Raw genomic sequence first — 23,692 nt, 5'->3', positions numbered from 1 at the left:
GGATGTAACGGTGCAAATTGCCGTTGTTCATTTCCTGTCGGGTACCAAAACCACCGGGAATGAGAAATGCATCCATGGCGGGTGTGTCGGCAAATGAATAATTGGGCAACACAGTGAAGCCGGCTTGTGTTTGCACCGGGCGCATGCTCTCGGCAATCAGGAACACATCCAGTTCAGGATCGAAACGCTTGGCGACCGAGAACACGCCATAAGGGGCAGCGTAGTCGACCACCTCGGCTTCCTTGAATACATACACACCCAATCTGAAACCCTGCATTCTGGCCATTTGAGCTTCTCCGGCAACACTGCGTTAAACAGGGTTTCAGTGTGCCGTGGTGGCTTCTGGCTGGGTATCACGCCATTTGTGATTGTGTTGTAGTGCTGGCCCTACAAGAAAACTACAGACCGTGGTGCTTGGTGTAATTCACCAAATCGACCAGGTTTTTCAGTTCAAGCTTTTCAAACACACGCGCACGATAAGTTGAAACTGTGTTGCCCGACAGACAAAGTGCCTGCGCAATGTGTTGAACGGTTTCGCCTTGCGCCATCAAACGCAACACTTGCATTTCCCGGTTCGACAAACGTTCATGCAGCGGCCTGTCCGTGGGTTTGCGCAAGTCGTTGGCCATTAAATTGGCTGTGGCGGCTGTCAAGTAAACCTGTCCGGCACACGCCATTTTAATGGCTTGGGAAAGCTCGACCGGAGAACAGCCTTTGTTCAAGTAAGCATTGGCACCACTGCGAATGGCACGCAAGGCGAACTGCGCTTCCGGGTACACCGACAACATCACCACACCCAGCTTCGGAAATTCGCTGCGCACGCTTTTAAGCACATCAAAGCCATCGCGCTCGCCAAGGGCCACATCGAGCAGCACGGCATCAAAGGGCGTCTTGCGAAGTTTCTGCATGGCCTCCACACCATCGGCCGCCTGCTCAATCACATACTGCCCTTCAAACTCTTCGAGAATTTGAACCAAGCCACGGCGAATAATCATGTGATCATCCACAATCAGGATATTCATAAGGCCAATACCTCAGGCAAGCGCAGCTTGATGCACACGCCCTGCCCCAGAATGGAATCAATCGAACAACGCGCACCAATGTCCCAGGCGCGCTCTTCAATGCCCATCAAACCAAAACCCGCATTGAAAGTTCGCACCGCCATGCCTCGGCCATTGTCTTTGACTTGAAAAACAACCGCACGCCCTTCGGTGTGAACCAGCACATCCACCTTGTTCGCACCAGAATGTTTGCCAACGTTATTCAATGCTTCCTGCAGAATTCGATACAAAGCAGTTTCGGTCGCTTTGCTCAAACGGACATGTTCCAGTGCCGGATCAATGTCGAGCGAGCTGACCACATCGGTGCGTTGGGAAAACTCGCCCAGCAAATGTTCCACCGCTGCCCACAGCCCAAGATGATCCAGAACACCAGGCCGAAGGTCGGAAAGTATTCGGCGCAGACTTTCCATTGCGCCTTGCGCCAGGTCCAACATGCTTTCAATTCTCAGGGTCAGTTTTTCATCGCTGGCGCAGCGGTAGGAAAGTGCCTTCAACTCCAGATCGAACGCCGTCAATTTCGCACCCAGGTCGTCGTGCATTTCCCGCGCAATCCGGGTTCGTTCTTCTTCACGAACAGTGGTCAGGTGTGCGGAAAGCCTGCGCATTCTGTCGTGTGCTTTCTGCAATTGTGCAGTGCGTTCAATCACACGCCGCTCCAGCTCCGCCTGCGCAGCAGCCCGAATGTTTTGCGCCTCAACCCGCTCGGTGATGTCGTTGAATGTGACCACCGCGCCCACCACCGCTTGATCTTCAAAAATTGGATACGATGCGTACTCGGCGTGAAAACAGGTGCCATCACGACGCCACAACACTTCGCTGTCCACACGACAACCCTTGTTTTCCTGAAATGCGCGGAAAATCTGGCACTGACACACAGGCATTAAATCGTTGTTGGCATACGAGTGATGCATCAGGTAATGCATGTTCCGGCCCAACACTTCATCGGCGGAATACCCCAGCATTTCCGCGCCCGCTTTGTTGATGAAAACGCAACGGCCCTTCAGGTCAATTCCGTAGATACCTTCGCCGGTCGAATCCAGCAACAATTCAAGTTGCCTTCGCCACGCTGCATGATGAGAAAGTTTGGAAAGATGCTTGAACAAGTCAGTGCGTCCAAAGTTGAATCAACTGAAAACTAGCAAAAGCAATGCCAATTAAATGCAGAAATTTTTATCAGAATCGCACTGACATGGTGCGAAAAAAAAACGACAAAATTTATTGAAAATTACATACAAACGGGTTGTTGATCATGTATTAATGAAAAAAGCTTTTCAGTTAATTAAATTTGATGTACACATAACTCACCACACCGTTTAAGGAAGGTTATAAAACATGGTTACAACAGATCAAAAGCCAGTCGAAGCCGAGGCAAGCAAAGCAACCCCAGCTCCAAAAAAACCAGTAGCCAGAAAACCGGCCGCGAAAAAACCAGCTGCAGCGAAACCTGCTGCTGCGAAAAAACCAGCTACAGCGAAACCTGCTGTTAAAAAACCAGCCGCTGCAAAACCTGCTGCTGCCAAAAAGCCTGTTGCCAAAAAGCCCGCCGCTGCCAAACCAGCTGCAGCTAAAAAGCCGGCTGCCAAAAAGCCTGTTGCTGCGAAAAAACCCGCAGCCAAAAAACCAGTCGCCAAGAAACCAGCTACTTCACGCGCCAAGGCAGCCACTGCCAGCGTAGCGAACGCTGCAGCCAAGGCGAAGAAAACTGTTGCCAAAGCCAAACCAGCAGCCAAGGCGAAAGCCGCAGCCGCTAAATCAGTATTCAGCGCAACAGATCGCAAGAAGTTGTTGAGCGATGTTCAGAAGCAGATCAAGGACTTGGAAAAACAGGTCAAGGGCATGGTCAAGTCAGTTCAAACTGACGTGATCGCCAAGATCAAAAAGCAACTGGGCATGAAGTAATCCAGAAATAGCAAAAACAACAAAACCGCTACACGACCCTTCGTATGAAGGGTCTTCTGTAGACTTCATTAAAACCCGTTGTGCGAAAGCATCACGGGTTTTTTATTGCCCGTTTACTTCAGCGGATTCATCTGTGGATCAAAATCATCCAGACTTGGATAGTCAATCAAAGGACGTGTGGCAAGGGCATCCACTGCCGCATCGAGTTGTTCCAGCATGGTCACCCTTGCCTCTTGGGTGATATAAGGCACGTGGTAAGCGGCGAATGGCTTTAACACGTCGAAACCGGCATAGCCCAGACTGCCCCGCAACACGGGGCGCAACATGGTTTCCAGTTCACCATGAATTGCGTTCCCGCCAAACATATGTTCCCGGCCACCCAATGTGAATGCAAGCAAGGCGCGCTTTCCTTTCATCAAACCACGGTCATAAAAATTGCGCCCGCCGTAAACCACACCTGACAAAAACACCCGGTCTATCCAGCCTTTCAGGATTGCAGGCAAAGAAAACCAGTAGAGCGGGAAATTCAGAATCAACAAATCACACTGTTCAAGCAAGGCGAGTTCTTCAGCAATATCTGTGGGCAGCGAACCCGTTTTCTGTGCATGGCGTTGCTCAAGCGCGTACACCAGGTAGTCGGGGTTGTTGCGCTGTGAAAAATCAGCTGCACTTGCCACGGGGTTGAACTGCTTTGCGTAGAGATCCGACACCGAGACAACGTGTCCCTGCGACTCGAACCGATCGCGCATCCGTTGCATCATTGCTGTGCAAAAGGATTGTGGTTCCGGGTGGGCGTGAACAATCAGAACATTCATGGCAATCACTTTATGAAATCAGGATGAGCCATGCTACCAAAAGAAAAGGGGCCACCCATGTGCAGGCAGCCCCTTTGTGATCGAAAGTAAATACGTTTAGATCACACCATATGCCAGCATGGCATCGGCCACTTTGACAAAGCCGCCGACGTTGGCGCCCTTCAAATAATCGATGTGACCATCTTCCTCGGCACCATACTTCACACAACGGGCATGGATATCTGCCATGATTGCGCGCAAACGCTGGTTCAGTTCCTCACGCGACCAGGAAAGGCGCATGCTGTTCTGCGTCATTTCAAGCCCGGATACGGCAACACCACCTGCATTGGCAGCCTTCGACGGGGCAAACAAAATACGCGCGTTCTGAAACACATCGATCGCCCCTTTTTCTGACGGCATGTTCGCGCCTTCCGACACGCCGATGCATCCATTCTTCACCAGCAACGTTGCTTCTTCTGCATTGATCTCATTCTGGGTCGCGCAGGGAAATGCCAGTTCACACGGAATGTGCCAGGGGCGCTTGTCTTCGATGAACTCAGCTTGCGGGTACGTGTTGACGTACTCGCTGATCCTTGCCCTTTTAACTTCTTTCAGCTCTTTGACATGTGCAAGTTTTTCCATGGTGATGCCATCCTTGTCGTGAATGGTCCCCGAGGAGTCGGACATGGTGATGACCTTGCCACCCAAAGCGATAATCTTCTCGACAGCGTACTGCGCAACGTTGCCTGAACCACTGACCGAGCAAACCCGCCCCTCAAGCTTCAAGCCCTTGTGCGCAAGCATGTCCTCCATGAAATACACCACGCCGTAACCCGTCGCCTCGACACGAATTTCACTACCACCGAACGCCAGGCCCTTGCCGGTCAACACCCCGGTGAATTCATTGCGAATGCGTTTGTATTGGCCAAACATATAAGAAATTTCGCGGCCGCCCACACCAATATCCCCTGCCGGCACATCGGTAAAAGGCCCAATGTGACGGGAAAGCTCTGTCATGAACGCCTGGCAAAAACGCATGATCTCGCGATCGCTTTTGCCCTTTGGATTGAAATCGGAACCGCCTTTGCCGCCACCCATGGGCAACCCAGTCAAACTGTTCTTGAAAGTTTGTTCAAAGGCCAGAAACTTCAAAATGCTTTGGGTCACATTGTCATGAAAACGGATGCCCCCTTTGTAAGGGCCAATCGCATTGTTGTGCTGCACACGATAACCACGCTGCGTGCGCACATTGCCGTGGTCGTCTTCCCAGCACACCCGGAAACTGATGATGCGATCCGGTTCGGTCAGGCGTTGAAGAATTTGTGCAACCTCGTACTTCGGATTTTTTTCAACATAGGGAATAATGTGTTGCGCGACTTCGTGAACAGCCTGGTGAAACTCTGGTTCGCCCGGATTGCGGCGAATCAGGCCATTCATGAACTCTTCAAGTTGTGCTGAGGTGCTCATCTCTTGTTCTCCTTGTAAGGACCACGTGGAACTGCGTGTAGGCAGTTTACCTAAACGCGGAAAAATGAGCACTGTTGATCGCTTGGGATATCCCCAAAAAATGGGCACAACCTAGGGGATAGCATGTGGACAAGTAGCCCAAGCCATTCAAAACATGAGGAATTAGATGGTGTGACTAAATATTGTGCAGGCTCGGTTCTGCTTTCCTGCTTTGCTGCATCTGCGTGTGACGGTAAATGAAGGAAGCCTCCATGCGGTTCTTGGCACTCAAGCGTTCCAGAATGTCTTTCACATGGCCTTTCACCGTTTCAATACTGATGCACAACAAGGCCGCTATTTCCTTGTTGCTGTGCCCCGCCCCGATCAGCTCAAGCACCTCGACCTGTTTGTGGGTCAAACCCCTTGACTGTTTGGGTATTTCCAGCAAATCAATATTGGCCAGAGCCAGCCCCATCCTGATAAGGTCAATCAATTTCAGAAAAGGCGTGAACTTGGAAAATGCAATAAACCGTTCCAGTTGATGGCGCTTTAACTGGACCATCACTTTGTCGTCGTTTGAAGTGATCAACACGGGGATGCCGGGAAACAAGGTTTCAAACAGCCCGATGAAAGTCTCTGGCTGAACATCTCGCAAATAGAAATCGGAAATAATCAAGGCTGGAAATTCGCGCAAGGCATGCCGCGCCGCCTCTTTCAAGGTTGAAAACTGCCGAATGCGGGCGTGGGGTGCCGCATCTTTTACCAATTCAACAAGACCAAAGCTGACGATGGGGTGATCGTCGATCACGAACACCACCTGTCGCTCAAGGCCATCGCGTTTGTTCACCACCATGCGTCTCACAGAAACAATTCACCATGATCAAACTTTAATTCAGCGCAGGCAAAAACATTGCCACGAACAACGCGGTGAAACTAAGCCAACTCAAGGCTTTCACCCAATGGAGAACAATCTCTATTGACATTATGTCAATGACTAAACTATGATCCAAATCATGAACTATGTTACTGAACGTCGCGAAGAAGAGAAGGAACGCCGCCGGGAAGAAATTCTTGATGCGGCTGAACTGGTTTTTTCAGAAAAAGGCTTTGACGCAGCCACCATGGACCAAGTTGCGCGCAAGGCACGGGTATCACGCGCCCTGGTTTATGTGTACTTCAAAGACAAAACTGCATTGCATCTGGCAATTTGCCTGCGAGGTTTGAAAATTCTGCGCGAACAGTTTCAAAACGCCCGGGAAACGCACCTGACAGGCCGGGAGCAAATTCGTGCAATTGGTCAGGCCTACATGCAGTTTGCGGAGGACTACCCCACGCACTTTGCCGCCATGTCACGTTTTGAAGCGGCTGCCCATGAAGTTGTGCAGGATGACCCGTGCTGCGCCGCCATGGAAATGATCCACGCTGGCCAGAAGGTTCACGAGGAAATGGTGTTGGCTTTGGCCAAGGGCATGGCCGACAAAACCCTGCGCAACGACCTTGGCAACCTGATGCAAATTTCAATCACCCTGTGGGGCTTCACGCACGGCACCATCCAGTTGGCACAAACAAAATCCAACTTCATGGCCACCTTGGGAATCACCAAAGAATCATTCATGAACCAGGCTGTAGAACTGGTCATGCAATCATTGATCAACCGCACTGGCGGAGGAAAAAAATGAACCTGGCCAAGTTTGCAAGCACCCCATTTCGTGGTACTTTTTTTTGGACTTTGTTTGACAGGCGTCTAGTTGCTGCATTGTTGTTTATGGCAGCACAGATTGAAAGCGTTGCATTGGCAACAACGCCGCTCGACGCCTACCTGAACGATGCGATCGCCAACAACCCGACACTGGCCCAGGCCAGTTTCGAAGTCGAGGCAGAACGCCAGCGGCTGGAAAACCTGCGTGCGCGCTTCTATCCCAGCCTTGCCTTGCAGGCGCGCGCCAGCGTGGCAGAAGGGGGAAGAACCATTGATTTCCCGGCGGGCGATTTGCTGAATCCAGTGTATTCCGCCTTGAATGCACAAGCGATGGCCAACGGGCAACCTGCACAATTTCCAACTGTGCAGAACCAGTCCATTCCCCTGCTTCGCCCCACAGAGCAAGACACGCGGCTGATTGTGCGCGGCCCGATTTACGAGCCCGTACTTGACCGGCAAGTGTTGGCTCAAACACAAGCCATGAATGCACAAGAAGCGGCACGCCAGCAAGTGAAAGAAGAACTGGTGCGCGATTTGAAAACTGCGTACTGGCAGTTTGCGCAGGCCAAGGCACGCGAAAACATTCTGCAGGTCAGTGTGCGCACACTTCAGGAAAATGAACGCGTGAATGCTGTGTTGTACAAGGCAGGCGAAACCACACTGGACGCCCCCAGGCGCGCCGAGGCAGAAACACTGGAAATCCAGGTTGCACTGCGGGAAGCCAGCACCCAGGCGCTGCTGGCCCAGGAATATTTCAACCTGTTGCGCCATGCGCCCAACTACAGCAATGTGGCTTTGCCTGATGAAGAACTGACACCACCGGAAATCCGCACGCTGCTGGACGAATTGAAACCCAACACCCAAGGCAGCACACCAGCCCCGGCCTTGACACGGCTTGAACGCAGCCTGGCCGCGCAGCGCGCCCAGCTGGATGCGAGCCGCGCCGCTTACAAACCCACCCTGGGTTATTCCATTGAAGGCGGCTACCAGGGCCGTGACTACAGCACCGGCCCCAACACCGGCTTTGCCAGTGCATCCGTGGTGTTGAACTGGACGCTGGCCGATGCCGGTATTCGCAGCAGCGAAGTGGCCCGTAGCCAGGCACAAGTGCAAGCACTTGAAGCCCGAACGCGGCACGTGAACCGGCAGTTGCAACTGGCCAAGCTTCAAGCCCGCGAAAATTTGCTGGTGTCGTTGGACAACATTCAGGCTCGCATTTCACAACGTGCCGCAGCCGAAGAAAGCCTGCGAATCAATGAACGCAAACGCAACGCAGGGGAAACCACGCAAGTGGAATTCCTGAGCGCGGAACAAAGCGCAACACGTGCCCGCCTTGGTTTGGCCACCGCCGTTTACCAGGCACGAATTGACCACGCCGTTTGGCAATACAACAACCGAAACATTCCAGAGCCAGGCCCACAGGAAGGAGCTCAACCATGAAATACCTCACATTGCTCAGCACACTTTCCATGTTGACATTGGCCGCATGTGGCCCAGCCACACCGGAAGAAGCCCCTGCCACCGAATACCGTCTGGTGAAAATTGAAACCGTTCAAACAGGCCCGGCTGCAGGCTTGATCGAGGTACCGGGCATTGGCGCGTTTCGCGACGAAACACGCTTAAGCTTCAAGGTTGGCGGAGTGGTAGAAACCATCACGGTGCGTGAAGGTGAAACCGTGGACAAAGGGCAACGCCTTGCCTGGTTGAACAAACAGGATGTGAATGCCGCGGTCAGCCTGGCCAGCGCAGGCTTTGACAAAGCCCAGCGCGACCTGAGCCGCGGACGGGCACTGCGTGAACAGGAAGTGATTTCCAAAGTGCAACTGGACAACCTTGAAACCGCCGCTCAGGCTGCGCGTGCCCAGCTTAGCCAGGCGCAGTTCTCCAGCCAGACCGCCGAGATCAAAGCGCAAAGCAAAGGTGTGGTGTTGAAACGCTTTTCCCAGGCGGGTGAAGTGGTGTCGCCAGGTCAACCCATTTTGCTGCTGGGCAGCAAAGCCAGCGGTTTTGTGATGAAAGCCAGCCTTGCCGACAAACAGGCCGTGCATGTTCAACTGGGCAACAAAGCCGAAGTGCAATTCGACGCCCTTCCCGGCGTGAAGTGGCCGGGCAAAGTGATCGAACTGAGTCAGGCCGCCGACCCTGCAACGGGTACCTATGGCGTGTTGGTGGCCATTGATGCCAACGCACATGAAGGCCTGAACCTGCTTTCCGGCATGCAGGGCCGTGCCCGAATTGAACCCGTTAATTTCAGCGGCACCCGCAGTTACCTGCCCATTGAAGCGGTGGTGGAAGGAGACAACAAGGCAGCGTGGATTTACACCGTCCAGGCCAACAACACCGTGAACAGACAGAACGTGCAAATTGCATTCATTGCGGGAAATCAGCTGGCGCTTTCAGACGCACTGCCCGAGGGCACACGCGTGGTCAGCACAGGTGCGGCCTATCTTCAAGACGGTGAAACCGTGAAAGTTCAGGAGTAATTCACATGAAACTCTCTGATTTTTCGATCAAGAATTACCAGTTCACGCTGGTCATTTTTTTCCTGCTAACCGCCATTGGAATTAGCGCCTACCAAAACATTCCACGAACAGAAGACCCCTACTTCGACATCAGCGCATTTCGCATCAATGTGATTTATCCTGGTGCCGATCCACGCGAAATGGAACAGCAGGTGGCCAAGCCGATTGAGGATGCACTGCGCAGCCTCGACGATTTAAAGGAAATGCTGTCCACATCGCGCAACAGCGGCGGTGTGGTGTTTGTCCGCTTCAATGCCGAAGTGGATGTGGACAAAAAATTCGATGAAGTGAACCGCGAATTAAACAGCATTCGCGACAAGTTGCCGGCAGGCATTCAAAAGCTGGAGATTGAGCGGATCAACCCCGGCTTCACCAACATCATTCAATACTCGCTGGTGTCTGAAACAGCCAGCTATGCCGATCTGGCCGACTACGCAGAAGATTTGTCAGAAGCCTTCGAGCGGATTGCATCGGTACGGGAAAGCGAAAGCTGGGCGTACCCGGAACAACAAGTGCGCGTTAGTTTGAACTTCAAGAAGCTGGCCGAACTGGGTATTCAGGCCGCCGATGTGGCGCGTGTTATTCAAGGCGAATCCCTGAACATTCCGGGTGGCCCTGTGGAACAAGGTGCACGCCGCCTGAATGTACAAACCTCTGGCCAGTACCGCAGTGTGGATGAAATACGCAACACCGTGATTGCTGGCACAGGCACTGGTGGAGATTTGGGTGGTCGCCTGATCCGCGTGAGCGATGTGGCCGACGTGCGATGGGACTACGAAAACCAGGAAGTGATGGCCCGCTTCAACGGCCAGCGCGCAGTGTTTGTAACCGCCAACCAAAAAGACGAGCGCAATATTTTCGTGACCCAGCAGGCACTGCAGGAAACAGCAGACGAGTTCGAAAAAACCCTGCCGCCCAACATCACGCTGGAACGGGGTTTTGAGCAGTACAAAAACGTCGAGAAAAGAATTGACCGCTTGACCTTCGACTTTGGGCTGGCCGTTACACTGGTGCTGATAACCTTGCTACCGCTGGGTTTGCGCGCGGCGGGCATTGTAATGGTGAGCTTGCCTTTGTCGTTGCTCACAGGCCTTGCCTGTTTGTACTATGCGGGCTTTTCCCTGAACCAGCTTTCAATTGCCGGCCTGGTGGTTGCGCTGGGCTTGCTGGTCGACGATTCCATTGTGGTAATCGAAAACATCTCCCGTTACCTGCGCATGGGATACAACCGTGTTGAAGCCGCAAAACTTGCCACCCGGCAAATTTCGCTGGCGGTGCTGGGCTGTACGGCCACCCTGTTGTTTGCCTTTTTGCCACTGCTGATGCTGCCCGACAACGCGGGCAAGTTCATTCGGTCCCTGCCCGTTGCGGTAGTCTTCACCGTGATTGCATCGCTGTTTGTTGCGCTGACCATCATTCCGTTTCTGGCCAGCCGCGTGCTGAAAAAAGACGAGAACGAACACGGCAATATTGTGTTGCAAAAACTGATGGGCTTGATCGACAAAATTTACACGCCCCTGTTGCACCGCGCCTTGCAAACCCCAAAAACCGTGGTGGCTGCGTCGCTGGTGTTGTTCGTGGCCAGCCTGGGCCTGGCGCCGCTGATGGGCATGTCACTGTTTCCCAAGGCCAACACACCCCAGTTCATCGTGGAGGTCAGTCTGCCAGCGGGCTCAAGCCTTGCCGCCACAGATGCCGTGGTGAAACAGGTCGAAGAGAAACTGAAACAGATCGATGAAGTGAAAGCCGTGATGGCCACAGTCGGTGAAGGCAACCCGCAGATTTACTACAACGTGTTTCAACAAGACAAGCAATCGAATGTGGGTGAACTGTTTGTTCAATTGAACAAATACACCGACGACACGCCGAAACTGCTCGACAACATTCGCAATGAATTGAAAACCATTGCCGGGGCCAACCTGATTGTTCGCGAATTTGAAAATGGTCCACCTGTGGACGCGCCCATCGGCATTCGCTTGGTGGGGCCTGAAATTGAAACTTTGCGGGAAGTGTCGGCCCAGGTTGAACGCATCATGACCCAGCACCCCGGCACACAGAACGTGGACAACCCGCAACGCACCGGGCGCAGCGACCTGCGCTTGAAAGTGAATTTCGAGAAAGCCGGTTTGCTGGGCGTGAATTCTGCCGAACTGGATCAGGCTGTGCGCCTGGCCATTGCAGGTGCACCTGCTGGCGAAATTCGCCAGAGTGATGGCGATGCCTACACAATCAGCGTGCGCGGCCCTGCCGGGGCACGCAGCAGCCTGAACGCACTGGACGATTTTCATGTGATATCCCGCACAGGGCAGGCCGTGCCGCTTACCCAGCTCACCACACTGGAACTGGACGACAACCTGAACAGCATTTATCGCTTCAACCGCGAACGTGCTGTGCTGCTGACTGCCTACACACGCACCGGCTACAACACCGAGAAAGTGGCGGGCGACATTGCCAGCAAAATTGACGAAATGGGCTTGCCCACAGGCTACCGCTACAAAATGGCCGGGGAAGTGAAAAGCCGTCAGGAAAGCTTCGCTGGTTTCGGCACCGCCATCCTGATCACCGTGTTTGGCATTCTCGCCATTCTGGTGCTGGAATTCGGCAGCTTCAAAAGCACGCTGATTGTGTTGTTCGTCATCCCGCTGGGGGTTACAGGCGGCATGGTCATGCTGTTTCTGACCGGTAATTCACTGAGCTTCACGGCGATGATCGGCTTTATTGCCTTGATCGGCATCGAGATTAAAAACTCGATTTTGCTGGTCGACTTCACAAACCAGTTGCGTGAGGAAGGCAAGGGGCTGGATGAGTCCATCGAAGAAGCAGGACGAATCCGCTTTTTGCCAATTCTGCTGACCAGCGCCACAGCAGTGGGCGGCTTGCTGCCGCTGGCGCTGCAAGGTGGTGGTTTGTACTCGCCCATGGCGTGGGTCATTATCGGTGGCCTGATTTCGTCCACCTTCATTGGACGCTTGGTAACGCCCGTGCTGTACAAACTGTTGCCGCCCGACTTGCAAAGAACATAGCCTAAGCCATTGATTTCACCTACAATACGGCCTCAACGCAAGAGGACATTCTGAAATCATGAAAAAACCCGCAGGCCGCAACGGCAGCGCAGGCCGCAGTGGCGATTCGGGCCGCACAGGCCCACCCAAACGACCCAGCACCCGGAGTCAACCCGAAGCAGCCAAACCGGCGGCAACAGGCCGGGGACGCCCCAGCACGGGCAGTAAAGCAGCACCTGCCAAGCCAGCGACACCGAACCGCAACCGTGCCGCCATGCGCAGCGCGCCCGTAGCGCCACCGGCTGGCTCGGTGCGCCCGCGCCGCAGCAAGGTCACAGGCACCAACACCATGGACATGCTCGACCCCTTTGAGCCACAGCGTTTGAGCAAGATCATGGCCGCAAAAGGCCTGTGTTCGCGCCGCGAAGCGGATTACCTGATCGAGAACGGCTGGGTGCGTGTAAACGGCAAAGTGATGGACGAGTTGGGTGCCAAGGTGTTGCCCACGGTAACCATTGACCTGGATGCGCGCGCAAAGAATGTGCTGGGCAAGCAGGTCACCATTCTTTATCACAAGCCAATCGGCGTGGTTTCCGGCCAGCCCGAGGGCCGGTACAAGGCTGCCATGGAATGCCTGGGGCTTGAAAACCAGGCCGACCGCAAAACGGCTACCCCATTCCAGCCCGCCATGCTGAAAGGCCTGGCCCCTGCCGGGCGGCTGGACATTGATTCAACAGGCTTGCTGGTGTTAACCCAGGATGGTCGCATTGCCAAGCAACTGATCGACGCAAATTCCACCGTGGACAAGGAATACCTGGTGCGCGTTGAAGGTGAACTGACCGATCGTGGGCTTGAAATGCTGCGCCATGGTTTGAGCCTGGATGGTGAGGCCCTGAAACCTGCCCGCGTTAGCTGGCAAAACGAGGACCAGCTTCGCTTTATCTTGAATGAAGGCAAAAAACGCCAAATTCGCCGCATGTGCGAAATCGTGGGGCTGAAAGTGATTGGCCTGAAGCGTGTTCGGATTGGTCGCGTAATGCTGGGTGACCTGCCGGTTGGGCAATGGCGTTTATTGACCCCGGAGGAACGGTTCTAAAAGGTAAAAAAATCCACTCTATTCAGGTGATTGATTTCAAATGCCCTCGGTTATTCTCGAATGTGACTCATGACCAAAGTTACTTCGAGAATCAACCATGCAAGCCCAGCACTCGGCCCTGAACAATGCAGCCACTCGCGCCACAGTGCAGCGCTGGCCTTTCGACACACACCCCGCAAGCACCGATTATCCATCCATACGCCGCCATGCTGATCACTTGTGCGTGTTGGTCAATCTCACCTGCCTGGTATTTGCAATCATTGCGGGCTTGATATACAACAACGCTCTCGAGGCCATGGCCTGGGGGATCCCGCTGTTTGCAACCAGTGTGTTGGCAAGCAGGCTGCGCGCCACCAGCCACACCATGAGCATGCACGTGAATGCGGCCGTGCTGGTCGGCATGGGCGCGCTGCAGGTTTACCTTGCAGGCGGCTTGCTTGAATACCATTTCAGCTTTTTCATGCTGCTGCCTGTGATGCTGGCTTATCGCGACATTCACCCCTTGCTCAGCATGGGGCTTTTTATCGTGATTCATCACCTTGTGATCGGCATGCTTCAGCACACGGGGTTGCCTGCCGTGGCGCTTCAAAGCTTTTATGTTGTGGTGGAAGTGGTGCTGTTGTCCGTGATTGCGCAAACACTGCGACAGCATGCAATTGCCGCCGAAGAAGGTGCCAGATTGCTGGGTTACCTTGACAAGGAAAAAGGCATTAACTTGCGCGTGCGTGCACAAACCAATGAACAAGGCCGAATGTCCCCGATGGGACAGGTGTTCAACGACTACGCCGACAACATGGCTTTCGTGGTTGCCGCGTTCAAAATGTTGCGCACCGACATTCGGGAACTGTCGCAGATTGCGAAAGAACTTGGCGCTGACAACCATCAACAGATGGAGGACAGCACCCAGGCCTCGAAAAAGCTGCGCGACTTCGTGCAAAGCCTGGGCAACCAGACGCGCATGGGCCAAAGCACCGCTGAACTTTCCAAGAAAACCACCGAGGATTGCTTTGACCTGCTCAATGAATTGAACCAATCGCTTGAACACCTGCAAAAAATCAGCAAACAGGCCTTTGACAGCAATCAGCAACTTCAATTGTTGCAGAAAGAAATTCAAAGCCAGGCAAATCAAGCCGTGAACCAGCAATTGAATACGACACTGGGCACGCTGGACAACCTGAATGAACGCACCAACGCATTCATGGCAAAAATGGATGTCTTGAAAAGTGGTTTGAGCGCCATTGAAAACCAGGCAGTGTCAATCGACAGGGCGACCCATCAATGGGTAGAGAATGGCCACGGCAACCAACGGCAAGGTTGGGAAGTACTGGGGGCCATGGAAGGCATGCAGTCACGCAGCGAAAATGCCTTCCGAACACTGGGCAGCACCGTTCAAACCATTCTAAGGGCTGACGAGCTGATGCGCGAAATGGAGAGACGCCTCGCAAGGTTTGATGTATGAACCTGAGCACCATGCTGGATGATCCGCTGATCAATGAATTGCTTGAAAGCAACACAGAAAGCCACGCACTGTTGGGCCACGTGGGCGATGAACTGGGACTGATTGCGGCAAGCAAATTCTTTCGTCAACACATCGGTTTTAAATCTGGCAGCGAACTGATTGTTGCGCGCTACGGCATGTCGGTTTACCGGGCCTTGTTCAATTCACTGCTGAAAAACCAAGGCTGGACTGGCCATGTCAAGGTCAATGCGCGATGGATCCGCTTGCAAATAAGCGCCCACGGCGAATTTGGTGTGCTGCATGAACAGGATGTTTCAAGCGCGGCAAATGTGCACGCTACATCTGGTTCAGATGGTATTGAACGGGCCAGCGACGCGCCAGACACTGCGGAAAGAAAAATTCCCGCCAGTGTATTGTTGAATGTGGATGACAAAGGGCGAATCAAGAAAATCAGCCCTTCACTTGAAGAGTTTCTGGGACAAAGCGGCCAGCAACTGGAAAATCTGGATGCAGCGAACCTGGTGTTCCGAACCGACGTGGGGCAATTCAAACGACTTCTGGATCAGGTCAAATACCAGACCGGCACTGCTGATGGATCTTTTCGCCTGCGCAACACCGACAACCACGTGGTGTACTTCGACTGGACCGCAGCCTGCAGCGGCGCAGATGTACTGTTGATTGGTCGATCAAGCAACATTCACCTTGAAGAAGCCTTGCTGAAAAGCGAGGGGCGAATCAACAACATTCTGGAATCGATGGACGATGCTTTTTTCGCCATCGACATGAATGGTTACGTGAATTACCTCAATGAAAAAGGTGCGGAGCTGCTGGGCAAAAGCGCACCATTGCTGCTGGGCAGAATGGTGTGGGAGCGTGCGCCGCACTTGAAGAAAACACCGCTGTTCAAGTTTGTAAACCAGGCCAAAGGCAGCATGCAACCAGAAACATTTCAATGGCAAGACCCTGCCAATGAACTGTGGTACCAGGTCAAGGCATTTCCAAGCGAAGAATTGATTTCAATTTTCTTCACCGACATCAGTTCAATCAAGCGCAATGAAAGCAAAATGCGGCACCAGGCCACACACGATTCATTGACGGGCTTGCCCAACCGCCTTGCCCTGTCGCAAACCTTGCAGGAACTGCTGGGCAATGACCAGGTGCAAGACTTCAAACTGGGTTTGTTGTTCATCGACCTTGACGGATTCAAAGCGGTGAATGACACACTGGGACATGACCGGGGCGACGACCTGCTGATCGCAGTCTCGAAACGCCTTCGCAGCGTGGTGCGCAATTCAGACATTGTGGCCAGGCTGTCGGGGGATGAGTTCGTGATCACCCTGCCTTACATCGCAGACCAAGACACGGCATTCAACGTGGGCCGCAAAGTGGTGGATGCCGTCAGCAAAAAACCATTCGAGCTGGGCGACAAGAAAATTTATGTGGGTGCCTCGGTGGGGGTTGCACTGTTTCCGACTGACGCCACCGACGTGGAAGGCTTGCTGAAACACGCAGACATTGCGATGTACCAAGCCAAACAAGCAGGCAAGAACACCGTACGCGTTTTCCATGCCAACATGAGCGCCACCCTTCAAACCAAGGTTGATCTTGAAAACGATTTGCATGATGCAATTTTGCACGACCGCATTGAACTGCATTACCAGCCACGATTCAACACCAACGGCACCATTTGTGCAGTTGAAGCGCTGGCCAGAATGCGCTCGCGCACTGGCGAGTTGATACCACCAGCCCAGTTCATTCCCATCGCAGAAGAAACCGGGCTGATCATTCCCATGGGCGAACAGGTCATGCGCAAGGCATGCCGTTGGCTCAAGGACACCAACAAAAAACTGAAAGTGCCAATCAGCGTGTCTGTCAATGTGTCGGGTATTCAACTGCTGGATGGCAAGCTGTGCGGCACGGTTGAAAAAATTCTGAAGCTAACGGGCCTGCCACCGAAGCTGCTTGAACTTGAACTGACTGAAACCGTGCTGATGCAAAATCAGGAAAGCGTGCTGCATGACCTGAACCGCCTTCATGAAGTGGGCGTGATCTTGTCAATCGACGATTTTGGGACCGGCTATTCATCATTGGCCACGCTGCACAAAATGCCAGTTCAATCCATCAAGCTGGATCGGTCGTTTGTCAGTGACCTGCCCGGCAAAACGGACAGCGTGATCTTGTCGCGCACCGTTTTGGCCATGGCACAGGCATTGGGCCTGAGTGTGGTGGCAGAAGGCGTTGAAACCGCCGAGCAACGAGATTTCCTGATTGAATCTGGCGTGATGGAACTGCAAGGCTTCGGTTTGGCGCGCCCGATGACAGCCGATGATTCACGGCAGTTTGTATGGGCACAGCAGATTACGAGCGACTCGGCCAGGAAAATTCTGGCGTGAGTTGGCCTATAACCTCACGCCCGTCCTTCCGCCTTCGCATCCTCTAGATCGAACTCAACCCCAAACCCGATCGACCCGCGAAACACCTTCACCTTGATCAAGGGCCCAACCGGGCGAAGCTGGTCCCAGATCCAACGCGCGATGTTCTCGGAAGTGGGCAACTCAATAAACTCATTCAGATACGAATGATCCAAGCGTTTGTGCACCGCGCCAACCTGTTCACTCAACAGGCTTTCAGGCACCACATAACCATCGGTGGCCGGGCCTTCAAACCACACCTCGGCAGTGTAGCTGTGGCCGTGCAAACCAGGCCAGTCAGGCAACTGGTGGGCAACGTCGAAGGTGAATTGTTTAAAAACTTTCATGGCATTCCAATTACTTTGTGGGTTTGTACACTCAAACGCCACTGGGGTTTGTTCAGGCAGGTTTGAATGGCCACCTGCATATTCTGTGCTTTTCTTACTGGGTCTGCATCGTCCATGGCCTGCACAAAATAGTGATCAAAAGCCAATTGGCCCAAGGCATCCAGGTTTTGCCCCACTTGCGGCACCACCACTTTCAATTCGTGGCCAGTGGTTTGCACCAGTTCACTGCCAAACTTGGGGCTGACGCAAATCCAGTCAACACCCGCAGGCACGGGCAAGGTGCCGTTGGTTTCAATGGCAATCTCGAAGCCTTGCGCGTGCACGGCGTCAACCAGCGCAGAATCCAGCTGAAGTGTGGGTTCGCCACCGGTGAACACCACATAGGGCAGGCCCTGGCTGGGGTCGCCCTTGAAAGTGTCTGCAATGGCTTGGGCCAACACGGCTGCTTCCTTGAACTTTCCACCCCCTACGCCATCTGTACCCACAAAATCCGTGTCACAGAATTTGCACACCGCCGTGGCACGGTCTTCTTCACGCCCAGTCCACAAATTGCACCCGGCAAACCGGCAAAACACAGCCGCCCTGCCCGCCTGGGCACCTTCGCCCTGCAGGGTGTAAAACATTTCTTTGACGGTGTAGGTGGCCACGTTTGAATCGCTTGTTTGTTACAGGCGCAATGCTACTTGAATTGGGAAACGGTGCCCAGAAAAAGGGCAAAAAAATGCCCGATATGGTTAATCGGGCAAACCTCAGAAGCAAAAGAGGAGGGATGTGAAACCGTAGTTTGCAAGCCATCGCTTTTCCTTTCAACTATATTTTTCGAGGCTTTCCTCGAAACTCCAGAGTTACATCTCGAAATATAACGCCCGCTTTGCTTTCAGGTTTGCTGCGGTTGGCGGTAACAGCAATTAGAATAAAACACCCAATTTCCATTGCTGTTGTTATTTTCCGCCGCCTGGCTTCAAACAGGCTTGAAGCAGTGCACGCAACTTCTCTACCCCCTGTCCGTTCATGCATTCGATGTTCCGCTCGGGAATCAAATCCACCTCGGGATAATTGTCGATGGCGTCGCTCAGGCTGTCTTCGCGCAGCAGGTGGAGCATGGGGTAAGGCGAGCGGTTGGTGTAGTTTTCGGCGTCGTCTGGTTCTGTGCCACCGAACTGGTAATCCGGGTGAAAGCTGGCCACCTGGTACACACCTTCCAGATCCATGTCCACCAGCAGTTCGTCAACGGCCTCCAGAAAGTCGTTGTACTGGTAAAAATCCTGCAGAACCTGCGGGTGAATCAGCAAGCTGGTCTCGATCGATTCATTCACATTCAACAAGGCCAGTTCATGCGCCAACTCGTCGAGCAAAGTGGCTTCATCAACCGCTTGGCTCACCACAAAGCGCACGCGTTCTTTCACCAGTTCGCGCTTGGCAAACGGGCACAGGTTGAAGGCCACCACCACCTGTTCCACCCAGCGGCGGGTGGCGTCGATGATGTTTTGATCACTTGAACTACTCATGCTGCTGTCGCTTAAAACGGCAATGCCACTTCAGGTGCCACCGCCAGAATGGCTGCCTTGAACTCGCCCTGAATACGGGCCAGTGCAGCATCGGTGTCAGCCTCAAACCGCATGACAACAACAGGCGTGGTGTTCGACGGGCGGGCCAAGCCAAAGCCATCGGCGTATTCAGCACGCACGCCGTCAATGGTGTTGACTGATTCAGAGCTGGGAAATTTGCCTTCGGCTTGCAAACGCTTCACGATTTCAAAGTTCACGCCTTCGGCAGTTTGCAATTGAAGTTCCGGCGTGCTGGATGAATTGGGCAGGGCGTTCAATTCTGCGCTGGGGTCGCTGCCGCGCGACAAAATTTCCAGCAGGCGCACGCCCGCGTACAAACCATCGTCAAAACCGAACCAGCGCTCTTTGAAAAACACATGGCCGCTCATTTCACCGGCCAGTGGAGCGCCTGTTTCTTTCAGTTTGGCTTTGATCAGGGAATGACCTGTTTTCCACATCAGCGGTTCACCACCGGCAGCCTTCACGGCTTTGGCCACATGGCGGGTGCACTTGACGTCGTAAATCACCGTGGCACCTGGGTTGCGGGCAATCACGTCGCGTGCAAACAAAATCAGTTGGCGGTCAGGGTAAATAATTTCACCGTCTTTGGTCACCACGCCCAAGCGGTCACCATCGCCATCAAAAGCCAAACCAATTTCAGCATCGCCGTTCTTCACGCAGGCAATCAGGTCTTGCAGATTCTCGGGGTGGGCTGGGTCGGGGTGGTGGTTGGGGAAGTTGCCATCCACCTCGCAGAACAGCTCTGTGACATCACAACCCAAAGATTCATACAGGATTTTGGCGAAAGCACCCGCCACACCATTGCCGCAATCCACGGCAATTTTCATGGGGCGTGCCAACTTCACGTGCCCCAGAATGTTGGCCAGATAATCAGGCCACACGTCCAGTTCACGGTAACTGCCACGCTCTACACCGGGCACCACGCCACGCTCGGGCTTCTCGGCCTGAATCCATGCCAGCAAGCCTTGAATGGTGTCGCCGTAAAGCGTTTCACCAGCCACCATCATTTTCAAACCATTGTATTGGGGCGGGTTGTGGCTGCCGGTTACTTGTACGCCTGTGCCACTGTCCAGCAAAAATGTGGCGAAGTACACCAAAGGAGTGGCCACCATGCCCACGTCAACCACATTGACGCCTGCATCGCGAAAGCCTTCGGCCAATGCCCAGCACAATCGGGGGCCGCTGAGCCGCCCATCGCGCCCCACCACCGCTTCGGTTTTGCCGCGGCTCAAGGCCAATTGCCCCAAGGCACGGCCCACACAATAGGCTGCGTCTTCGGTCAAGGTTTCATCCACAACACCGCGAATGTCGTAAGCCTTGAAAATGGAGGGGGAAATCGTCATGGATGGGTACCTGAAATAGTCAAAATGGGAATGGGTTAGCTCAATAACGCTGCCGCACCCATGCCGTTTACACAGGGCATAATACTACTTTCGGTGTTTAAGTTAGTTTTCAATATGGCCAACTATGTGATTGGCGACGTACAGGGTTGTCTGGACTCTCTGTTGAAGTTGCTTGAGAAAGCGCAGTTCACCCCCCAAGCTGATGTGCTTTGGTTTGCTGGCGACCTGGTGAACCGGGGCCCCCGTTCTTTGGACACCTTGCGGTTTGTTAAAAACCTTGGCGCGCGTGCCCACACCGTGCTGGGCAACCACGACCTGCATTTACTGGCCTTGTGGTGCAACAGCGGGCGCAGTCATGAATCAGACACCATTGCCGAGGTGGTGAACGCACCCGATGGCGGGGAATTGGTGGACTGGCTGCGAAGCCAGCCACTGGCCCTGGCCCTTCCCGGGCCACAGAACGCCCTGTTGACACACGCCGGCATATTGCCTCAATGGAGCTTCGAACAAGCCCAAAGCCTTTCTGCGGAAGTACAGCACGCCCTTTCTGGCCCTGACTGGCAAGCCTTCATGGCTGAACTGTATGGCAACAAACCCAACCGTTGGGAACCTGAACTCAGCGGGTTTGACCGCCTGCGTTTTATTGTGAACGTGTTCACCCGCATGCGCATGGTGCGCGACGATGGAAAAATCGACTTCAAATACAAGCTTGAACCTGAGGATGCACCGCCCGATTTACAGCCCTGGTTTGACATACCACGTGAGTTCCCGGGAGAAGGCCCGATCATTTTTGGGCACTGGTCCACACTGCAGCAAATTAGAAACAAGGCAGGTTACTGCCTGGACACCGGTTGTGTGTGGGGTGGGCAGCTTACCGCGCTGCGCCTTGAGGATGAAGCAATTATTCAGGTGGAAGCGGTAGAACCACCATTGTCCAGCATTGGCTGAGTTGCAGTTTGATAACACAGGGCGCGAATGCGCGCGTGTGCTTCGTCACTTAATTCGTGCCGCGTTCGCCCATCTGTTTGTATGGGTGCGTGAATATACAGCTGCACCACAAACCCGGTTTCGCTGTTCAACAACACCTGAATGTTTTCCAGCAAGGTTTGATCGCCAATAAAAGCAGGGGCTGAACTGAATTGCCCATTTGGTGTGAAGTATTGCAAACTAACCGGGAGCAGCGGCACATTGGCCTGAATGGCGGGCTGTACAAAGTTGCTGTGAAAGTGCAAGGGCGTGTTGCCCGCGCCGGTGGTGCCTTCGGGAAACACTGCCACACAACGCCCTGTACTCAATACTTTCACTGCAGCGTGAATGACATCGCGCACCGCATGGCGTTTTCCCCGTTCAATAAACAGGGTGCCACTGCGCTTGGCCAGCAAACCGCCAATTGGCCATTTGGAAATTTCAGACTTGGCAATGAAAGTTACAGGATGAATGCTGTTGAATGCAAAAATATCCAGCCAGGACACATGCGTGCTGTAGAGCAAACAGGGCTTGTGGCTTGCATAGTTTGATTCCGGTGTTTCATGCACCACCCTCACCCGCACATTCAAAATACCCAGCAATTGCCTGGCCCAGCGCTTTTCGATTCTCTCGCGAAATGTTTGCCCAAGCACAGGCCACAGCAAAAGTGCCACAACAAAACCGTACAGCAGGTGGCACACCATACGAAAAATCATCCAGGCTTTGCGCATCGTGAGCAACCCTTATGCAGCCAGCACTTTCATTCTGCTTTTCTCAAGGGTGCTGTAGCCCACATTGCCGTTGACCATGGTCAACTGCACTTTGCCCTGCATGGGAAAACCATTGAAAGGCGTGTGTTTGCCCTGGCTGATCAGGCTGGCTTCGCCCACCACCCAATCCACTTCCGGGTTAAACAGGCACAAGTCCGCAGGCATGCCGGTGCGCAAGCTGCCCGCCTGCACCTTGATAATGTCGGCCGGTCCACTGCACAACAATTCCACAATGCGTGCCGGGGGAATATTCTGTTCACGCATCCACTTCACCGCCAGTGTCAACAACAGCTCAAGCCCGGTTGCACCGGCTTCACTTTCCGCAAAGGGCAGCAGCTTGGCATCGTCGTCCACGGGGGTGTGGTCGGAACAAATGGCATCAATGGAGCCATCGAGCAAACCGGCGCGAATGGCGTCGCGGTCGCGCTGCTCGCGCAGCGGCGGGATCAGGTGCGCATTGGGGTCGAAGAAACCGATGTCCATGTCAGTCAAGTGCACGTGGTGAATGGCTACATCGCAGGTAATCGGCAAGCCTTCAGTTTTTGCCTGACGAACCAGCTCAACACCCTTGGCAGAACTGACGCGGCAAATGTGCATGCGCGTGCCCGTGGCCCGCACCAGTTCAAAATAAGCTTGCAGCGCAATGGTTTCTGCCATCACGGGAATGCCACTTAAGCCCATGCGGGAAGCATAGGCCCCGGCGTGGGCCACGCCACCACGGCTGAAATTCGGTTCGGTTGGACGTAAAAATACGGTGAAACCAAAATTGCGGGCGTATTTCATGGCTTGCAACAACACGCGCAAATCGCGAACAGGCGACTCGGCCTGCCCAAAACCCACACAACCGGCCTCGGTCAACTCGGCCATTTCGGTCAGGGTTTCGCCCGTCAAACCAGTGGTTAATGCGCCCAATGGGTACACCTTGGCCAAATTCAGCTGCCGCGCCTTGAATTTCAACATTTCAATCAGGCCGGGTTCATCCAGCACGGGGTCGGTGTCGGGCGGGCACACCAGCGAGGTAACACCGCCCGCCATGGCCGCTTCAATTTCGCTTTCCAGCGTGGCGCGGTATTCATAGCCGGGTTCGCGCAGGCGTGCAGACAAATCCACCAGGCCAGGCAACACCCACAAGCCAGTGGCGTCGATCGTTTTGCTGGGCGCAAAGTCGGCGGGCATTTCGCCCCTGGGGGCCACCGCCACCACCCGGCCAGCGGCCACGGCAACGTCCATCACCGCATCGGCACCAATGCTGGGGTCTATTACATGTCCGCCAGAAATCAACACTCGCATTGTTTTCCCTCGTTGTTCA

21 protein-coding genes are annotated in these 23,692 nt (G+C 53.9%); 9 read left to right on the top strand and 12 right to left on the bottom strand.

Annotated elements, in window-relative coordinates; all coding sequences use genetic code 11:
- The 3 genes from V7028_RS10400 to V7028_RS10390 form a co-directional block, all read right to left on the bottom strand.
- A partial coding sequence (locus V7028_RS10400) for a DJ-1/PfpI family protein (protein WP_334120010.1) occupies positions 1 to 286 on the bottom strand: 286 nt, incomplete at its 3' end.
- A gap of 112 nt (positions 287 to 398) precedes the next feature.
- The gene (locus V7028_RS10395) at positions 399 to 1,022 is read right to left on the bottom strand and encodes a response regulator transcription factor (protein ID WP_334120009.1); all 624 of its coding nucleotides are present in this window, start codon (positions 1,020 to 1,022) and stop codon (positions 399 to 401) included.
- The gene (locus tag V7028_RS10390; protein WP_334120008.1) at positions 1,019 to 2,164 is read right to left on the bottom strand and encodes a sensor histidine kinase; all 1,146 of its coding nucleotides are present in this window, start codon (positions 2,162 to 2,164) and stop codon (positions 1,019 to 1,021) included. Before V7028_RS10390 ends, V7028_RS10395 begins: the two co-directional genes overlap by 4 nt.
- Before the next feature lie 229 nt (positions 2,165 to 2,393).
- Between V7028_RS10390 and V7028_RS10385 the strand changes: the two genes are divergently transcribed.
- Positions 2,394 to 2,960, top strand: a complete 567-nt coding sequence (locus V7028_RS10385) for a hypothetical protein (protein ID WP_334120007.1) — start codon at positions 2,394 to 2,396, stop codon at positions 2,958 to 2,960.
- Between the two features lie 113 nt (positions 2,961 to 3,073).
- Here the strand turns inward: V7028_RS10385 and V7028_RS10380 are convergent, their stop codons facing one another.
- From V7028_RS10380 to V7028_RS10370, 3 genes are all read right to left on the bottom strand, one after another.
- Positions 3,074 to 3,775, bottom strand: a complete 702-nt coding sequence (locus V7028_RS10380; RefSeq protein WP_334120006.1) for an NAD(P)H-dependent oxidoreductase — start codon at positions 3,773 to 3,775, stop codon at positions 3,074 to 3,076.
- Between the two features lie 96 nt (positions 3,776 to 3,871).
- On the bottom strand, positions 3,872 to 5,221 hold the full coding sequence (gene gdhA / locus V7028_RS10375; protein ID WP_334120005.1) for an NADP-specific glutamate dehydrogenase: 1,350 nt from the start codon (positions 5,219 to 5,221) through the stop codon (positions 3,872 to 3,874).
- 175 nt (positions 5,222 to 5,396) lie between these two features.
- Positions 5,397 to 6,053 (bottom strand): response regulator transcription factor, encoded by a 657-nt coding sequence (locus tag V7028_RS10370; RefSeq protein WP_334120014.1) that lies wholly within the window; start codon positions 6,051 to 6,053, stop codon positions 5,397 to 5,399.
- A 160-nt stretch (positions 6,054 to 6,213) separates the two neighbouring features.
- Between V7028_RS10370 and V7028_RS10365 the strand changes: the two genes are divergently transcribed.
- The 7 genes from V7028_RS10365 to V7028_RS10335 all read left to right on the top strand — a co-directional run bounded on the left by V7028_RS10365 (position 6,214) and on the right by V7028_RS10335 (position 17,371).
- Positions 6,214 to 6,879: a TetR/AcrR family transcriptional regulator gene (locus V7028_RS10365; RefSeq protein ID WP_334120004.1), complete on the top strand. Its 666-nt coding sequence runs from the start codon at positions 6,214 to 6,216 to the stop codon at positions 6,877 to 6,879.
- 86 nt (positions 6,880 to 6,965) lie between these two features.
- The gene (locus tag V7028_RS10360) at positions 6,966 to 8,339 is read left to right on the top strand and encodes a TolC family protein (RefSeq protein WP_334120003.1); all 1,374 of its coding nucleotides are present in this window, start codon (positions 6,966 to 6,968) and stop codon (positions 8,337 to 8,339) included.
- The gene (locus V7028_RS10355) at positions 8,336 to 9,382 is read left to right on the top strand and encodes an efflux RND transporter periplasmic adaptor subunit (protein WP_334120002.1); all 1,047 of its coding nucleotides are present in this window, start codon (positions 8,336 to 8,338) and stop codon (positions 9,380 to 9,382) included. Before V7028_RS10360 ends, V7028_RS10355 begins: the two co-directional genes overlap by 4 nt.
- 5 nt (positions 9,383 to 9,387) lie before the next feature.
- Positions 9,388 to 12,444: an efflux RND transporter permease subunit gene (locus V7028_RS10350; protein WP_334120001.1), complete on the top strand. Its 3,057-nt coding sequence runs from the start codon at positions 9,388 to 9,390 to the stop codon at positions 12,442 to 12,444.
- Between the two features lie 334 nt (positions 12,445 to 12,778).
- Positions 12,779 to 13,519 carry a pseudouridine synthase gene (locus V7028_RS10345; RefSeq protein ID WP_334120013.1) on the top strand — a complete coding sequence of 247 codons (741 nt, stop codon included), beginning with the start codon at positions 12,779 to 12,781 and terminating at the stop codon, positions 13,517 to 13,519.
- Positions 13,520 to 13,616: 97 nt separating this feature from the next.
- Entirely contained in the window at positions 13,617 to 14,978 is a 1,362-nt protein-coding gene (locus V7028_RS10340; protein ID WP_334120000.1) for a hypothetical protein, read from the top strand.
- Complete coding sequence (locus tag V7028_RS10335; RefSeq protein ID WP_334119999.1) at positions 14,975 to 17,371, top strand: EAL domain-containing protein; 2,397 nt, start codon at positions 14,975 to 14,977, stop codon at positions 17,369 to 17,371. Before V7028_RS10340 ends, V7028_RS10335 begins: the two co-directional genes overlap by 4 nt.
- 14 nt (positions 17,372 to 17,385) lie before the next feature.
- Here the strand turns inward: V7028_RS10335 and V7028_RS10330 are convergent, their stop codons facing one another.
- The 4 genes from V7028_RS10330 to V7028_RS10315 form a co-directional block, all read right to left on the bottom strand.
- Positions 17,386 to 17,736, bottom strand: a complete 351-nt coding sequence (locus V7028_RS10330) for a 6-pyruvoyl trahydropterin synthase family protein (RefSeq protein ID WP_334119998.1) — start codon at positions 17,734 to 17,736, stop codon at positions 17,386 to 17,388.
- A complete protein-coding gene (gene queE / locus V7028_RS10325; protein ID WP_334119997.1) occupies positions 17,733 to 18,383 on the bottom strand; it encodes a 7-carboxy-7-deazaguanine synthase in 651 nt (216 codons plus the stop codon). The genes V7028_RS10330 and queE overlap by 4 nt, the downstream gene beginning before the upstream one ends.
- A gap of 294 nt (positions 18,384 to 18,677) precedes the next feature.
- On the bottom strand, positions 18,678 to 19,244 hold the full coding sequence (locus V7028_RS10320; protein ID WP_334119996.1) for a DUF1415 domain-containing protein: 567 nt from the start codon (positions 19,242 to 19,244) through the stop codon (positions 18,678 to 18,680).
- Between the two features lie 11 nt (positions 19,245 to 19,255).
- A complete protein-coding gene (locus V7028_RS10315; protein ID WP_334119995.1) occupies positions 19,256 to 20,647 on the bottom strand; it encodes a phosphomannomutase/phosphoglucomutase in 1,392 nt (463 codons plus the stop codon).
- 114 nt (positions 20,648 to 20,761) lie between these two features.
- Here V7028_RS10315 and V7028_RS10310 point away from each other — a divergent pair, with 114 nt between their 5' ends.
- Positions 20,762 to 21,595, top strand: coding sequence for a symmetrical bis(5'-nucleosyl)-tetraphosphatase (locus V7028_RS10310; RefSeq protein ID WP_334119994.1), 834 nt, complete (start codon positions 20,762 to 20,764; stop codon positions 21,593 to 21,595).
- Here V7028_RS10310 and V7028_RS10305 read toward each other — a convergent pair.
- Positions 21,553 to 22,344: a lysophospholipid acyltransferase family protein gene (locus V7028_RS10305; RefSeq protein WP_334119993.1), complete on the bottom strand. Its 792-nt coding sequence runs from the start codon at positions 22,342 to 22,344 to the stop codon at positions 21,553 to 21,555. The two genes, V7028_RS10310 and V7028_RS10305, sit on opposite strands and share 43 nt — an antisense overlap.
- Before the next feature lie 12 nt (positions 22,345 to 22,356).
- Complete coding sequence (locus tag V7028_RS10300; RefSeq protein ID WP_334119992.1) at positions 22,357 to 23,673, bottom strand: dihydroorotase; 1,317 nt, start codon at positions 23,671 to 23,673, stop codon at positions 22,357 to 22,359.
- Between the last annotated feature and the right edge of the window lie 19 nt (positions 23,674 to 23,692).

This window comes from Limnobacter sp. (assembly GCF_036846585.1).
Taxonomy (GTDB): domain Bacteria; phylum Pseudomonadota; class Gammaproteobacteria; order Burkholderiales; family Burkholderiaceae_B; genus Limnobacter.
This window is presented reverse-complemented; position numbering and strand designations above follow the sequence as displayed.

Coding starts and splice junctions, on each gene's coding strand:
- V7028_RS10395 (WP_334120009.1), bottom strand. CDS start 1,022: ATGAATATCCTGATTGTGGATGATCACATGATTATTCGCCGTGGCTTG.
- V7028_RS10385 (WP_334120007.1), top strand. CDS start 2,394: ATGGTTACAACAGATCAAAAGCCAGTCGAAGCCGAGGCAAGCAAAGCA.
- V7028_RS10380 (WP_334120006.1), bottom strand. CDS start 3,775: ATGAATGTTCTGATTGTTCACGCCCACCCGGAACCACAATCCTTTTGC.
- gdhA (WP_334120005.1), bottom strand. CDS start 5,221: ATGAGCACCTCAGCACAACTTGAAGAGTTCATGAATGGCCTGATTCGC.
- V7028_RS10370 (WP_334120014.1), bottom strand. CDS start 6,053: ATGGTGGTGAACAAACGCGATGGCCTTGAGCGACAGGTGGTGTTCGTG.
- V7028_RS10365 (WP_334120004.1), top strand. CDS start 6,214: ATGAACTATGTTACTGAACGTCGCGAAGAAGAGAAGGAACGCCGCCGG.
- V7028_RS10360 (WP_334120003.1), top strand. CDS start 6,966: ATGGCAGCACAGATTGAAAGCGTTGCATTGGCAACAACGCCGCTCGAC.
- V7028_RS10355 (WP_334120002.1), top strand. CDS start 8,336: ATGAAATACCTCACATTGCTCAGCACACTTTCCATGTTGACATTGGCC.
- V7028_RS10350 (WP_334120001.1), top strand. CDS start 9,388: ATGAAACTCTCTGATTTTTCGATCAAGAATTACCAGTTCACGCTGGTC.
- V7028_RS10345 (WP_334120013.1), top strand. CDS start 12,779: ATGCTCGACCCCTTTGAGCCACAGCGTTTGAGCAAGATCATGGCCGCA.
- V7028_RS10340 (WP_334120000.1), top strand. CDS start 13,617: ATGCAAGCCCAGCACTCGGCCCTGAACAATGCAGCCACTCGCGCCACA.
- V7028_RS10335 (WP_334119999.1), top strand. CDS start 14,975: ATGAACCTGAGCACCATGCTGGATGATCCGCTGATCAATGAATTGCTT.
- V7028_RS10330 (WP_334119998.1), bottom strand. CDS start 17,736: ATGAAAGTTTTTAAACAATTCACCTTCGACGTTGCCCACCAGTTGCCT.
- V7028_RS10320 (WP_334119996.1), bottom strand. CDS start 19,244: ATGAGTAGTTCAAGTGATCAAAACATCATCGACGCCACCCGCCGCTGG.
- V7028_RS10315 (WP_334119995.1), bottom strand. CDS start 20,647: ATGACGATTTCCCCCTCCATTTTCAAGGCTTACGACATTCGCGGTGTT.
- V7028_RS10310 (WP_334119994.1), top strand. CDS start 20,762: ATGGCCAACTATGTGATTGGCGACGTACAGGGTTGTCTGGACTCTCTG.
- V7028_RS10305 (WP_334119993.1), bottom strand. CDS start 22,344: ATGCGCAAAGCCTGGATGATTTTTCGTATGGTGTGCCACCTGCTGTAC.
- V7028_RS10300 (WP_334119992.1), bottom strand. CDS start 23,673: ATGCGAGTGTTGATTTCTGGCGGACATGTAATAGACCCCAGCATTGGT.